Annotated in this window: 13 protein-coding genes; 7 read left to right on the top strand and 6 right to left on the bottom strand. The window is 51.3% G+C overall.

Going from position 1 to position 12,538, the window contains the following annotated elements:
• Window positions 1–27 precede the first annotated feature (27 nt).
• Window positions 28–1,212, top strand: a complete 1,185-nt coding sequence (locus ACJ2PR_RS01695) for an NAD(P)H-quinone oxidoreductase subunit H (protein ID WP_446875670.1) — start codon at window positions 28–30, stop codon at window positions 1,210–1,212.
• 103 nt (window positions 1,213–1,315) lie between these two features.
• Here the strand turns inward: ACJ2PR_RS01695 and ACJ2PR_RS01690 are convergent, their stop codons facing one another.
• Window positions 1,316–1,969, bottom strand: coding sequence for a response regulator transcription factor (locus tag ACJ2PR_RS01690; RefSeq protein WP_446875669.1), 654 nt, complete (start codon window positions 1,967–1,969; stop codon window positions 1,316–1,318).
• A 396-nt stretch (window positions 1,970–2,365) separates the two neighbouring features.
• On the opposite strand from ACJ2PR_RS01690, the gene ACJ2PR_RS01685 reads away from it, so the two are divergent.
• The 6 genes from ACJ2PR_RS01685 (at window position 2,366) to ACJ2PR_RS01660 (ending at window position 7,271) form a co-directional block, all read left to right on the top strand.
• Window positions 2,366–3,406: a hypothetical protein gene (locus tag ACJ2PR_RS01685; RefSeq protein ID WP_446875668.1), complete on the top strand. Its 1,041-nt coding sequence runs from the start codon at window positions 2,366–2,368 to the stop codon at window positions 3,404–3,406.
• Window positions 3,406–3,792, top strand: coding sequence for a hypothetical protein (locus tag ACJ2PR_RS01680; protein WP_446870321.1), 387 nt, complete (start codon window positions 3,406–3,408; stop codon window positions 3,790–3,792). Before ACJ2PR_RS01685 ends, ACJ2PR_RS01680 begins: the two co-directional genes overlap by 1 nt.
• Window positions 3,764–4,234, top strand: a complete 471-nt coding sequence (locus tag ACJ2PR_RS01675) for a hypothetical protein (protein ID WP_446875667.1) — start codon at window positions 3,764–3,766, stop codon at window positions 4,232–4,234. The genes ACJ2PR_RS01680 and ACJ2PR_RS01675 overlap by 29 nt, the downstream gene beginning before the upstream one ends.
• Window positions 4,235–4,317: 83 nt before the next feature.
• Complete coding sequence (locus ACJ2PR_RS01670; RefSeq protein WP_446875666.1) at window positions 4,318–5,241, top strand: hypothetical protein; 924 nt, start codon at window positions 4,318–4,320, stop codon at window positions 5,239–5,241.
• 10 nt (window positions 5,242–5,251) lie between these two features.
• Window positions 5,252–5,563, top strand: coding sequence for a hypothetical protein (locus tag ACJ2PR_RS01665; protein WP_446875665.1), 312 nt, complete (start codon window positions 5,252–5,254; stop codon window positions 5,561–5,563).
• Window positions 5,564–5,786: 223 nt separating this feature from the next.
• Complete coding sequence (locus ACJ2PR_RS01660; RefSeq protein WP_446875664.1) at window positions 5,787–7,271, top strand: hypothetical protein; 1,485 nt, start codon at window positions 5,787–5,789, stop codon at window positions 7,269–7,271.
• Between the two features lie 213 nt (window positions 7,272–7,484).
• On the opposite strand, the gene psb29 is transcribed toward ACJ2PR_RS01660, so the two are convergent.
• From psb29 to ACJ2PR_RS01635, 5 genes are all read right to left on the bottom strand, one after another.
• Window positions 7,485–8,207 (bottom strand): photosystem II biogenesis protein Psp29, encoded by a 723-nt coding sequence (gene psb29 / locus ACJ2PR_RS01655; protein WP_446875663.1) that lies wholly within the window; start codon window positions 8,205–8,207, stop codon window positions 7,485–7,487.
• Between the two features lie 138 nt (window positions 8,208–8,345).
• Complete coding sequence (locus tag ACJ2PR_RS01650; protein WP_446875662.1) at window positions 8,346–8,798, bottom strand: nitrate reductase associated protein; 453 nt, start codon at window positions 8,796–8,798, stop codon at window positions 8,346–8,348.
• Window positions 8,799–9,012: 214 nt separating this feature from the next.
• Window positions 9,013–9,492, bottom strand: coding sequence for a phosphate-starvation-inducible PsiE family protein (locus ACJ2PR_RS01645; RefSeq protein WP_446875661.1), 480 nt, complete (start codon window positions 9,490–9,492; stop codon window positions 9,013–9,015).
• 129 nt (window positions 9,493–9,621) lie between these two features.
• Window positions 9,622–11,850 carry a molybdopterin oxidoreductase family protein gene (locus tag ACJ2PR_RS01640; protein ID WP_446875660.1) on the bottom strand — a complete coding sequence of 743 codons (2,229 nt, stop codon included), beginning with the start codon at window positions 11,848–11,850 and terminating at the stop codon, window positions 9,622–9,624.
• A 327-nt stretch (window positions 11,851–12,177) separates the two neighbouring features.
• Window positions 12,178–12,513, bottom strand: coding sequence for a DUF1830 domain-containing protein (locus ACJ2PR_RS01635; RefSeq protein ID WP_446870314.1), 336 nt, complete (start codon window positions 12,511–12,513; stop codon window positions 12,178–12,180).
• Window positions 12,514–12,538 lie beyond the last annotated feature (25 nt).

Here is a 12,538-nt window from a genome sequence, read left to right as displayed (position 1 = left end):
TTTAAAGCGTTTGGAGGTCGTCTGCTCATGCCACTGATCGAAACTAAAACCGAACCGATGCTGCTCAATATGGGGCCGCACCACCCCTCCATGCACGGGTGTTTTCATCTCATCGTGACCTTAGATGGCGAAAACGTCATTGACTGTGAGCCTGTGATTGGCTACCTGCATCGAGGCATGGAAAAGATTGCCGAAAACCGTACCAATCTGATGTACGTTCCCTATGTGAGCCGTTGGGACTATGCAGCCGGGATGTTTAACGAAGCTGTGGCCGTCAATGCCCCCGAAAAACTAGCCAATATTGCCGTACCCAAACGGGCCAGCTACATTCGCGTCATCATGCTAGAACTCAATCGCATTGCCAGTCACCTCCTTTGGCTGGGCCCCTTCATGCTCGACATGGGTGCCGGAACTCCGCTCTTCTATATCTTTCGAGAACGAGAACTGATCTACGATCTTTGGGAAGCGGCCACAGGCTACCGCATGGTCAATAACAATTACTTTCGCATTGGAGGGGTAGCGGCAGATTTGCCTGATGGCTGGCTCGATAAATGCGAAGACTTTTGCAACTATTTTATGCCCAAGGTCGATGAATATGAGCGATTGATTACCGACAATCCGATTTTCCGGCGGCGTGTGGAAGGCATTGGCACGATCGCTCGCGAGACCGCGATCAATTGGGGGCTTTCAGGCCCGATGTTGCGAGCTTCTGGTGTTCAGTGGGACTTGCGAAAAGTAGACCATTACGAATGCTACGACGACTTTGATTGGCAGGTGCCGTGGGAAACGTCGGGCGATTGTTTGGCCCGCTATCAGGTACGAATTCGGGAGATGCGAGAGTCGTTAAAGATTCTTCGACAAGCGATCGCTCAGATTCCGGGGGGTTCTCACGAAAATCTGGAAGCCAAGCGCTTGGAGGTGGGCCCTAAATCACAATGGCAGGACTTTGATTATCAATACATCGGCAAGAAAATTGCACCCACCTTCAAAATTCCCCAAGGTGAACACTACGTGCGAGTAGAAAGCGGTAAGGGAGAACTGGGAATTTACTTACTGGGAGATGATACCCCATTTCCCTGGCGCTGGAAAATTCGAGCCGCCGATTTTAACAATCTGCAAATTTTGCCTCATCTGCTGAAAGGCATGAAGGTAGCCGATATTGTCGTGATTCTCGGTAGCATTGACATCATTATGGGATCGGTCGATCGCTAATGTCATCGCTCCTGATCAAAGCGGTTCAAACCTTCCCGGACAAAGCCTAAGCACTCGGTGAAGGTCACCCACCTAGGGAGGGATTAATTTGCAGTCTCAACGGCTAGTCCACCAGATGATGATCCATTGCAAACCGTACTAGCTCGGCTCGATTGCTGGTGTCTGTTTTTCTGAGTAGGCTGCTGACGTGTTTCTCAACCGTGCGGGGACTCAGATGTAGCTTGTCGCCAATTTGCACATTCGACAGCCCACCACTCAAGAGGTGTAAAACGTCTCGCTCGCGATCGGTCATTCCGGTGCCCATCAGCGGGGACTGCGTGAGAATTTTTGGAGATGCCTCTGGTTGAACGGCCTGAACGCGCGATCGCCATTCTGACTCGATCATCTGCGATCGCTCCAGCAAGTTTCGCACGACTGCACCCAACTCCGTCAACTCAAACGGTTTTGCAAGATAGGCATCACAGCCAAGCTGGTAGCCCAAAACGCGCTCTTTTGTATCCGTTCTACCCGTCAAAAAGACAACGGGCAATAGGCGCAGTGATGGGCGACGACGAACTTGGCGGATCAGTTCATAGCCATCCATTTGAGGCATCGTAATATCGGTCACAATCAAATGAGGCTGGTAAACCTCAACCATTCCAAATGCTTCTTTGCCATTCTCAGCAGACACGACTGAGTAGCCAGAGGATTCGAGGTAATCGCTAATCGATAAACGGGTGCCTGTGTCGTCATCAGCAACCAGGATTGTCAGTGGCATGGAGAGAAGACAATCGCATTCCCAATCCTAAGATCGGGTCGAGCGTACAAGGTGAAAATAATCTTTTACTATGCGGTTTTGGGCGGGGTCAAGTTCTCAAGGAGTCTCGCACCCTATCCTACTATCCCTATCCTAAAGGATGGTCTGCCGGAATGAACGATCGTCTTTTTGACATGTGCGGACATACTTTAACACTTTGTTCACCAGCGCACGGTTTTTGTCCTTAACTTGATGGCTTCTGCAAAACGCTACTCACCTGATTTAACGGCTTATTTTCAACCTTTTGGCTCAAAACTCTCTGGCTGTCCCCTTGACTGAATCGCCTTAGTACATTAATACTATTTATAGTATTAATGTACTACGCTAACAGTGAAGTCCGCCAGCCCCCAGGAGACGATGATGAGAGAACTGAAAACCGAAAGCCAGTCCGATCGGACGACACAGACGCAGCCTGGTTTGAAGAAATCGACTCCTCGGACTGTGGAGGATTGTATCGAGCAGCATGAAACGATCGAACTTCAATCAGCCCTCAATTCAGAAATCGACCCCTCTGACGAAGAAACGCCCGCCAAACGAGGACGCAAACCCCCCGCAAAACAAACCGCAGGTAAGGCCAAGCGATCGACCACCCCAAAAGCCAAACAGATCACCTCGACTCAAGTCAAACTCACCTGGGAGGCTCCCGAATCCTCAGAGCGAACGCCCTTTGGTATTGCAGTGCGCTTTCAGCAATTAGAGCACGAGTTGACTCAACTTAAAAGTCAAGCAAACCAGATTAACCAGCAGTCGGTCGAGATTCAAACTGAGATGGAGGCACTGCGGACAATTGCCCAGCAAAGCGCCTTATCCCCTGTTCCAGAAACCCCTCAGCCGCGCAAACCTTCTGGGCCGTCCATGCCTTCATTTATGCAGTCTCCGGCTCGACCTGCCCGATCGACCGCTTCCCCAGACCAAGCTTCCCTAGAGCAGACCATCCCGCCGCCTGTCGAATCTCTTCCATCTGTCAGCCCAGGCGCTTCCTCAGATCGATCGCGAGCAACCCGCCAGGAGTTTCCCCGGACAGTTCCTCAAAAGCCAATGGCCGCCGCCACGCGAGCAACCCTCAAAAGCTTGAAAAACCCTGCCCCGCCTTCTCGTCGCCGTCGATCGCTGCGCCATTCTCTAAACCGTTTTGCGCCCTCACTGGGATTGCCCAAACCACCGATCGCGCGTCTTTTGGATGCACTGCTCTGGACGCTGGCAGCCGCCGGGTTGCGGATTGGACTGAACTTTTTGGTAGGAGTCATTCCCATTTTGGCAACGCCGATCGGGGCGCTGATGTTCGTTCCGGCGATCGTGGCAGCTTACTTAGCGTTTTTTGTGCCGCGATCGAGTCCTGTCTTGCTTTACCGTCTGCTGCTCGTCACGCTTGGTTTATTTATTGGAGGAAAGCTATAATGCCCCGTCAGAGTCGCAGATTTAACCTCAAACAGCTTCTAGCCGGAGGAGCCGCACTGCTGGCAATAGGACTGTTTTTTGACTTGGGCAGCTTGCCTTCTTTTGGAAGCAAAAAATCAGTTGAGGCTTGTCAAGAGACGGTGCAATCTCAAGCAAAGCTGTCGAGACAACAGTTGGCCAGGCTGTTAACGGTGCCCGAAGGCGAAAGTCGAAGCAAAATTCGTGAGATTGCCAAAGAGCCTTACTGTAAGTTGTCGAGCTTGCAAATCAGGGCGGGAGCCACCGCAGACCGAGAAGCTTACCCACTGGCGTTTGACCCACAGACTCAGCTTGTCGTGCTTTATGAGGGAGATCAGTATGCGGGATATCGGTTTTTGGTGCGTTAGGGCGGCGTTGCTGCTGCTCAGTCCAGTTCTCACGCTGTTGGGAGGATGTGGTGCCCCACAATCGAATGAGCCGCCGATCGACGTAACCCTCTACCAAAAATGGGAACTGCAACCTGGAGACACGATCGCCACCTATAAAGTTACGGGCGGATTGGGGGATATCTCGATCGACCTCAACCACAATCGCGTATACGCCCCATTCGATGGCAAAGCGCAAATCGATAAGCGAGGCTGCGTGATTTTCTCAACGCCTAACGTTCCTGCTTATTTGTTTCGCCTCTGTGGAATCAGCTCGCCCAAACTGGGGTTGCTGCGTCAGGGGGAGGCGATCGGCAATGGCGAGATTCTGCAATTTGCGGCTTTGAGAAAACAGCCCGATGGCAAATGGGCGATCGTCGAACCTGCTAAAGACATTTTAGAACGGACGCTGGAGGCTCGGTGAGCAGGGGACTTTGACCTGAAAACTTGGACATTACTTGGACATTAGACGTTGGACTTTAGATCTGAGACAGAATAGAGAACGCCATGAAGCATATTCTTTTGGTTGCGCTGAGTGCGATCGCAGTAGTCATGCCTGCTGCCAAAATCGCCAAAGCGGGTGGAACCTTAGATTTTTCTCAAACCACGGCCCGTAGAGAAGTGATGGAGCCGAGTCGAGAACAGTCCTCGTCGGGGATACTCGATTTTGCCTTGCCTGCTGGGTCTCGCCCAGAAAAAAGTCAGCCTGCCACGATCGCCGCTGCCCGCCCCAAAGAAGCTGATTTAGAGGCGATCGCTGCCAGCGATCTGTTTGAGGGTGGTTCCGATTCACTCGTGGCCAAGGCGGTTGGTAGTGCAGAAGGAACCCGCACCCCAGACGGCGGTCGAACTCGCGCCTACTACGGTCACGTCGATCCTGGAAATGGCCGCTGGAATCAAGGCAGCTTTTCTTATCAGCATGGAGCCAACTCACCCGAAGCGGCCGATTACCAACAGTTGCGTAGATTGCAGTCTCAGGCTGACATGATTCGTCAAAAGGCCGGCACCAATCGACTAATGCTCTCTCTCGAAGCAGAACTCAACGGCATCGATTTGGCCAATCAGGCTCCTCTAGCGGCCTTGGACAACGGCGGCTACGTGGATCGGCTCAAACAAGCCTACGATCGCGGCTTTACAGGCTCAGATGCGGTTTTGCAGGCGAGAGTTTACTCGTTTATCAACCCCAGAACCAATCAGTGGGATGCGCCTGGTTTGGGCAACACCGAAGCCAGCATTACCCACGATCAAGGGCGCAGATTAGACGCGATCGCTCAGGCACTCTCCGCCCACCGACTCGCAGAAAAGCAGGCTAAACCGGACACGATCGCCGCCAAAAATTTCTCAAAAAAAGAAGCTAAAAAGTCGGGATCTGGTTTAAATTCCGTTGAGATTAGCAAAGCGCTGGTGGGTCATTCTTCTACCTCAAATTAACGTGAATTCGATGAAATCCCTCGCTGTGGCGATCACTCCAGGCAGCCCCCTAAATCCCCCAAGTTTGGGGGACTTTGAGCAAGAAATCCTGTCCGAAAGTCCCCCAGATTTGGGGGGTTGGGGGGCAGAAGCGTTAAATACCGAAGTGAAAAAACTCTATCGAATTCACGTCAAATTAGGCATTGCTGAATCGTGGGATGAATTGCCCCAAAGCGGCGGGAAACCCAAGGTTCAAAGTCCCCCAATTTTGGGGGATTTAGGGGGCGAAAAGATTGACACTTCCCACAGATTTATCCCTCCAATCAGCAACGCCTCAAATTAAACGCGACTCTTTTGGCATGATCTGATAGGGTAAAGGACGGAAATCTGTTGTAAATGGGCACCTTCGATGTAGGGGATTTGCCGGATTTGCGATCGACTTCTCTGAAGGGTGCTTGAGTTCAACAACGTGTCCTGATCCGAAACCTGTGAGGAGGTTTTAGCCATCTATGCGATTTTTGCAACCCTTAACAAAAAAGGGGCAACGCCGTTTGACTTCGTGCCTGATGAGTGCGATCGTTGCCACAGGTTTGGTCGCTCAGGGTCGGTGGGCAAGTCCTGCTCAGGCTGGGTATTTGCCTTATTGTCAGCAGACAGCCGAAGGCATCGCCAAAAAAGAAACCGCCCGCCGTGCTGCGCTCAAAGGTGACAAAGGCGCTCAAAAGCGGTACAAATCTCTCCTGGCGGATCAAGCCGAGCAGCTTCGCAAATGTCGCACTCAAAACTGGCTCAAAAACCAGGCCCTCTGGATTCGCCTTTACCCTTGTGATATTCAGCCCGGTGTGCTCGAAGAAGTGCTAGATCGGATTGTCGATCGCGGCTACAACGAGATTTATGTCGAGTCATTTTACAACGGTCAGGTGCTCCTCCCGGCGGCAGACAATCCCACAAGTTGGGGTTCGGTGGTGAGAACGTCAGGCGCAGAAAAAGTCGATTTGCTAGCAGACGCGATTCGTAAGGGACGCGAACGCGGGTTAAAAGTTTACTCGTGGCTGTTTAGCATGAATTTTGGCTATCCCTACGCGGTGCGACCTGATAAGCAGAGCACGATCGCCAAAAATGGTAACGGATTGACCAGTCTCAACGCCAATACGATCGCCGGACTCAGCACTGATCTGGGACTGTTTAACCCCAATGAGGCGTTTATCGACCCCTACAGTCTGCAAGCCAAGCAGGATTATTATCAAATGGTGCAGGCGATCACTCAACGCCGTCCTGATGGCGTGCTATTTGACTACATTCGCTATCCACGCGGTCGGGGAAGTGCGTCGGTTGCCAGTAGAGTTCAAGATTTGTGGATTTACGGCGACTCTTCTCAGCAAGCCATTTTGCAACGGGCTTTGAATAATAAGGGGCGAGAGTTAATCAAGCGCTATCTGACGCGAGGCAGCATTTCGCCAGGTGATGTGGCCGCTGTCGATCAACTCTTTCCGGGTGAAATCGATCCTCCACTGTGGCAGGGGCGCACTCCGGCTCCCAACGAAAATCAGGCTTCTCTCGGTCAGCGTCACGCCTTGTTGTCGATCGAGCTTTGGCGGTTTAGTGTGGCCCACGCAATGCAGGGAGTCGTCGATTTTCTCAACGTGGCGAATGCACCTGTGCAAAAGGCCGGACTTCCCGCAGGAGCCGTTTTCTTTCCGGAGGGCAATCAGACGGCTGGGGGACGAGGCTTTGACTCTCGATTGCAGCCGTGGGATCGCTTTCCTGCCTCTCTAGAGTGGCATCCCATGTCCTATGGGGTCTGCGGAAACGCGGGTTGTATTGTCAGTCAGATTCAGCGAGTTCTCAGTCAGGCTCCCGCAGGAACGCAGGTAAAACCCGTTTTGGCAGGCATTTGGCAGCAGTCTGTGAGCAACCGTCCGCCGCTAGAAGTCCAAATGGAAGCGATTCGTCAAAGATCTCCGCAGATTAAGTCGATCAGTCACTTCGCCTACTCGTGGCAAGAACCGCAGTCTGATCGCGATCGTAAATCCTGCCGGATGCGAAAGTGACATTGTTCATCCCTGTGGACTCTAATCCGTGCAGCCTCTCGATCCCGATTTTGAATCGCTTGTCTTGTCTTAAAGTCCCCCAGAATTGGCAGCTTGGGGGCAGAGGCTCTGAGCAACAAAGCGAAAAGACTTCACGAAATGGACGTAGACTCCAAGAAGGCCCAACAAAAAAGGGCGGACAATCCACCCCAAAACGATCGAATAGCTTGAAGATTATGAGCTTGAGGTGGCTTCGTCCTTGGGCGTTTCTGAAGAGGCGGCTTCGCTGGCGGCAATCTTTGCTTGGGCACGTTCTTCTCGCTTTTTGCGATCGGCTTTGATCAAGTCTTCCATCACCAGTTGAGCCTGGGCCATTTTTTCCAGGTTGCTCTGATAAAGCTCCAGGTCTTTTTGTACCTTGTCTTCGGGCAAATTTAGCGTTGAGCAAACCTGTTTGAGGGCGGCAATCCGACTGGTTTCGTCTTTGAGCAGAGCGGGATCAGCGGTGCCAACCAGCGTAAGAACGCCGATCGCAAACAGCCGACTATATTTGAACTTGGGATTGTGAGCGATCGCCTGAATGTTTTCGCGCAAATAGGTGTCAGGAACGTCAGCCGACGCGGACAGCAACTGATCCCAGGAATGGTTAGCCGCTAGAGACAGCAAATGCTCAGAATCTTGGCGAAACTTTTGGGGATCGTAGCCCAGCGCCTGACAGATGGCATTAAAGATCGGCTCTTTGTCTTGTTCGGGACGGTAGCCCTGCATAAAGCGATCGAAGGACGTAACCACACCCAATGCGTAGAGCGGGTCGTAGCGGAAGTCCACATTGACGGAGAGCAGGTGCATTTCGACCATCAACTCTTCGACGACTCGACGGTAGATGGAGTTTACCGGACGAGTGTGAGTGTTGTAGAAGGCACGCTTGGTATCAGATACGGTGCGGACGTTGTTCACTGGATCAGCCTTGTGGGTTACATTGATCTATTCTCTCGCTTGATTGAACGTTTGCCAAGTTTTCTTAAATCAGGGGATCGCTCAAGAAGGGTTGTCTTCGCTTCTGACTCAACTAAACTTCTCACTCAACTAAACTTCTCACTCAACTAAATGGAATTCTTTGAGCGCGGGGAGAAAGTTACGATTTTCGTGGCTCGATCGGCTGAGTTTGATCAAGGCGAATCTTTGGAGTGGCGTTAGAGAAGCCCATTGATCAGGAGTGAGAGAAAGGTTGAGCGATCGCGCTTGACTCAGAACACTTTCAGGAAGATCGGGCGCAAGCCACTCTGGATGGGGATCGATCGCCAGGTTGGTAGCAGTTTCACCTGTTCGCTCCAAAATTAGAGTGTGAAGGCGCGATCGATACTCGGCAATTTCAGCACTGGTTTTACAGGGAGAATCTACTAGAAGTTGGCGATCGTGGGAATTAAATTTACTCCACTGAGCCAGTTTTAGCTTAACTCCACAAGTATCTAGCTTTAACCGAACCTGCATCGGAACGCAGCGCAGAGAGTCTACAAAATCAGCTTCAAACTGAAAGAAATCACCCATTTTTATATCCTTTTTACAAACATTTTGTGGCTGTACTTCACCGTCTGTTTGATCAAGTTTTTCCCCCGGTTGCAAATCTCAGAGAGCCAGCTAAATTTCTCATGACTAAGGGATTTTGAGCGGCAAAACTTCTCACAAAGTTCTCAGAATTGGGAGGTTGAGGCAGAAGCGATCGACAACACAGCAAGGGCATTAAGTTCATTAATTAAGTTCATTAATTAGAATGTTTAGAATTGACTCGGCGAATCACCCAATAGCTGATCGACAGTGAGAGAATCGCAACGCCCAACCCAATGATGTCTACACCTGTCGTTTTGCTCAAGTCTAAAATGATAATTTTACGCGCAACTGCAATCAGAGAAGTCACAATCACTAGCTCAACTTGAATGACATGCTTCTTAAGATAAGCTGTAATGTTTTCAAGAATTTCTAACGCGATTAAGATGTTGAGAAAGAGTCCAAATATCTTAAACAAAATCTCACTAAATCGGGTCGAGTTAGGTGAGAAGAGTTCGCTGGCTAATTCTTGAAGAAGAAAAATCCCTAAGTCATAAACGGCAACGATCGTCACCAACACCATCAAGATCGACAGCACTTTTGAGATTAGACTTTCAATCTCTTCTACCAGATGGAGAAATTTTTCATCTTCTCCAAAACTCATCAAACGCTTCAAGATTCGTCCAAGTCGTCGCATCACACCTGACCAACACTGCACAGATGAGGTGAGGATACTCGCCAACGGGGACAGGTATCAACCGATTCGTACCTTTCGCAACATGACGCTTTTTAGCTTAAAACATTCGGAGAACTCTATTGATCGAAACTAGCTGCGAACTGGGAGAGGGGTCGCGATCGCTTCAGCAGAATTACCCCGCACGCCAGCAGCATCATTTTCGGCGATCGGGGAACTCAGTCGAACAGGCACAATCTGTACAGCGCAGGCTTTTAGTTCTGGTTGCCTTGAGTCAGGACAGGATGCGGGATGCGTCAGAGCGTTGGCTTCGGCATGGTCTGCCCACAAAGCGCCCCAATGCATCGGCACAAAAACAGTTCCAGGAGCGATCGCTTTGGTCACTCGCACTGGAAACTGGGCAAATCCTCGGCGCGATCGCACTTCGACTAATTCTCCATCCTCTACCGCCAATCTCTCGGCATCGCGAGGATGAATCTCAATAAAGGGGTGAGGGTGCATTTGCTGAAGTTTGGCAACTCGTCCGGTGCGGCTTTGGGTGTGCCAGTGACCATACAATCTGCCCGTCGTTAACACAAAGGGATAGGTGGGATCGGCAGGTTCTGCCAGACCTTTTGAATGATAGGGAACAAATTGAGCGCGGCGATCGGGTGTGTGAAACTGGTGATCGGTGTAGAGGCGATCTGATTGATGGTCGTCTGCAACTTCGGCAGGGCAGGGCCATTGGAGGGGCCCATCTTGAGCAAGGCGATCGTGGCTCATCCCAGACTGATCGCAGGGGCGGCCTTGAGTGAGTCGAGCAAATTCGGCATAGACTTCGGCGGCGTGATTAAAGGCAAACGTAGTCCCAAACCCCAGACGACGACCAACTTCGGCAAAAATTACCCAATCGGGGCGGGCTTCTCCAGGCGGCGTTCTAAACTGGGTGCAAAGGGTGACTCGCCGTTCAGAATTGGTCATCGTGCCGGGGGCTTCACTCCATTGGGCGGCAGGCAGTAAGACGTGGGCAAACTCCGTCATCTCAGTCGGCGAGTAGCAGTCCTGATAAACCGTGAAGGGCGATCGCTTCAAAGCCGCTTTCGTTCTCTCCAGGTCAGGCATACTGACGGCGGGATTGGTCGCAGCCACCCACAACAATCCGACTTCTCCGGTTTCGAGTCCGGTGATCATGTCCCAGGCAGTGCGTCCAGGTGTGGGAGCAATGCTGCCGGGAGGAAGGTGCCAAAACCGTTCGACTTCGGCGCGGTGTCGGGGGTTGGCGACCGATCGATACCCTGGCAACAGCCCACATAATCCGCCAGCTTCTCGGCCGCCCATCGCGTTGGGTTGGCCAGTGAGTGAGAATGGGCCGGCTCCCGGTTTGCCGATTTGTCCTGTCATCAGATGTAGATTGACGATCGAGCAGACTTTTGCCGTTCCTTCTGAAGATTGGTTGACTCCCATCGACCACATGGATAGGACTCGCTTTGAGTTGCCCCAATACCGAGCGGCGGTTTCTAAGTCGTTGACCGAGATTTCGCAGCGATCGGCGACCCATTCTGGCGTGTAGGTGTGCAGTAGGTCTGAGAACTGGTCAAATCCGTTGGTGTGTTGCTCAATAAACTCGTGGTCTAGCTGATTCCACTTCAACAGCAGATGAGCGATGCCGTTCAACAGATCGATGTCGGTGCCTGGTTTGATGGCTAGATGCAGGTCAGCGACTTCGGCAGTTTGGGTGCGACGCGGATCGACGACGATTAGCTTGACGTGAGAATTTTTTTTGTGGTGCTTTTTGAGGCGATTGAACACGATCGGGTGACATTCGGCTGTATTTGTCCCGATCAGAAAGGCACAATCGGTCAGATCGATATCTTCATAGCAGCAGGGCGGGCCGTCGGCTCCCAGGGTGCGAATGTAGCCTGACACAGCAGAAGACATGCAGAGCCGCGAATTAGCGTCAAAATTGTTGGTGCCCAGACAGCCCTTAAATAGTTTTTGAGCAACGTAGTAATCTTCGGTCTGAAACTGCCCAGACCCATACATACACAGCCCATCCACGCCCTGAGTGTCACGCACGGTTTGAATGCGGCTGACGATGCAATCGAGCGCTTCATCCCAACTGACTCGTCGAAACGGCTGATCCAACGACTCGCGCACCATCGGAAACAGCAAGCGATCTTTGTGGAGCGGCTCACTCACGGTCGCCCCCTTGACGCAAACCATCCCCTGGCTGGAGGGATGAGACCGATCGCCTCGCACTTGCCAAATGGGAGTCCCTTCACTATCCCGATGGGTCACTTTGCCGGGTTGTGCAGGAGGCAAGACTTCTAGCCCACAGCCAACACCGCAATAAGGACAAAGAGTCTTCGCGGGAGGGGTCATAGGAATGCTCAACAGGTGTTTTTAAGTGTGAAAATTCTAAGAAGCTCTGATTATAGGGCATTGCTTCAAGGAATCTGACATAGACGAAAGACACTGGACGCTGGACGTTAGACAAACTGAGTCCATTCGTTTCGTGCTTACATTCTTTTTAGTGTATCGTCTATGGTCAAATGTCTGAACTTCACTTTAAAAACAAATACACTTTGAGCAATGCGATTTGTGATGCTAATATGATTGCAATCATCTCACGGGTGCGTTGTGAGATCTATCCCCAATGATGGTAATGCGATCGCTCTATCCAAAAATTCTTTTAAATCAGCGCTGTGTTCATTCCTCTGTCAAACTCGTCTCCTCAGCACGATAAGTCATGTTTTGCTGACCGTTCTCTGCTGCGTTGCGATTAACCTGTAGCCGAAAGCAAGAAATTCGTTCGGTGGGTGTTGAGTTGGTGGTTGTCTGAGTGGTTGTCTGAGTGTAAATCTCCAGCATTGCTTCTGGGATTGCTTCAAACAATAATCGCTGTCTTGGAAAAATCAACCGCTCAAACCGAAAGCCAGGGATGTTCTTGATCTGAGCAATCTGAAGCCGATTGGTCACATTGACGTAGTAACAAAGGATGCGCTCAGTTAGTCCGTCAGGCAGCGAGGCAGAGGTGAGTACCATGAGTTTTGGATGTCGCGTGTTTAAC

Source organism: Phormidesmis sp. 146-33 (assembly GCF_052939515.1).
Note: the sequence above shows the minus strand (reverse complement) of the source record. Positions and strands in the feature narration are given on the sequence as shown.

What these genes read in the sequence shown, in the direction of transcription:
- ACJ2PR_RS01660 (WP_446875664.1), top strand. Translation starts at nt 5,787, where the DNA reads ATGAGTGCGATCGTTGCCACAGGTTTGGTCGCTCAGGGTCGGTGGGCA.
- ACJ2PR_RS01685 (WP_446875668.1), top strand. Translation starts at nt 2,366, where the DNA reads ATGATGAGAGAACTGAAAACCGAAAGCCAGTCCGATCGGACGACACAG.
- ACJ2PR_RS01675 (WP_446875667.1), top strand. Translation starts at nt 3,764, where the DNA reads ATGCGGGATATCGGTTTTTGGTGCGTTAGGGCGGCGTTGCTGCTGCTC.
- ACJ2PR_RS01680 (WP_446870321.1), top strand. Translation starts at nt 3,406, where the DNA reads ATGCCCCGTCAGAGTCGCAGATTTAACCTCAAACAGCTTCTAGCCGGA.
- ACJ2PR_RS01695 (WP_446875670.1), top strand. Translation starts at nt 28, where the DNA reads ATGCCACTGATCGAAACTAAAACCGAACCGATGCTGCTCAATATGGGG.
- ACJ2PR_RS01665 (WP_446875665.1), top strand. Translation starts at nt 5,252, where the DNA reads ATGAAATCCCTCGCTGTGGCGATCACTCCAGGCAGCCCCCTAAATCCC.
- ACJ2PR_RS01670 (WP_446875666.1), top strand. Translation starts at nt 4,318, where the DNA reads ATGAAGCATATTCTTTTGGTTGCGCTGAGTGCGATCGCAGTAGTCATG.
- ACJ2PR_RS01645 (WP_446875661.1), bottom strand. Translation starts at nt 9,492, where the DNA reads ATGCGACGACTTGGACGAATCTTGAAGCGTTTGATGAGTTTTGGAGAA.
- ACJ2PR_RS01640 (WP_446875660.1), bottom strand. Translation starts at nt 11,850, where the DNA reads ATGACCCCTCCCGCGAAGACTCTTTGTCCTTATTGCGGTGTTGGCTGT.
- ACJ2PR_RS01635 (WP_446870314.1), bottom strand. Translation starts at nt 12,513, where the DNA reads ATGGTACTCACCTCTGCCTCGCTGCCTGACGGACTAACTGAGCGCATC.
- ACJ2PR_RS01690 (WP_446875669.1), bottom strand. Translation starts at nt 1,969, where the DNA reads ATGCCACTGACAATCCTGGTTGCTGATGACGACACAGGCACCCGTTTA.
- ACJ2PR_RS01650 (WP_446875662.1), bottom strand. Translation starts at nt 8,798, where the DNA reads ATGGGTGATTTCTTTCAGTTTGAAGCTGATTTTGTAGACTCTCTGCGC.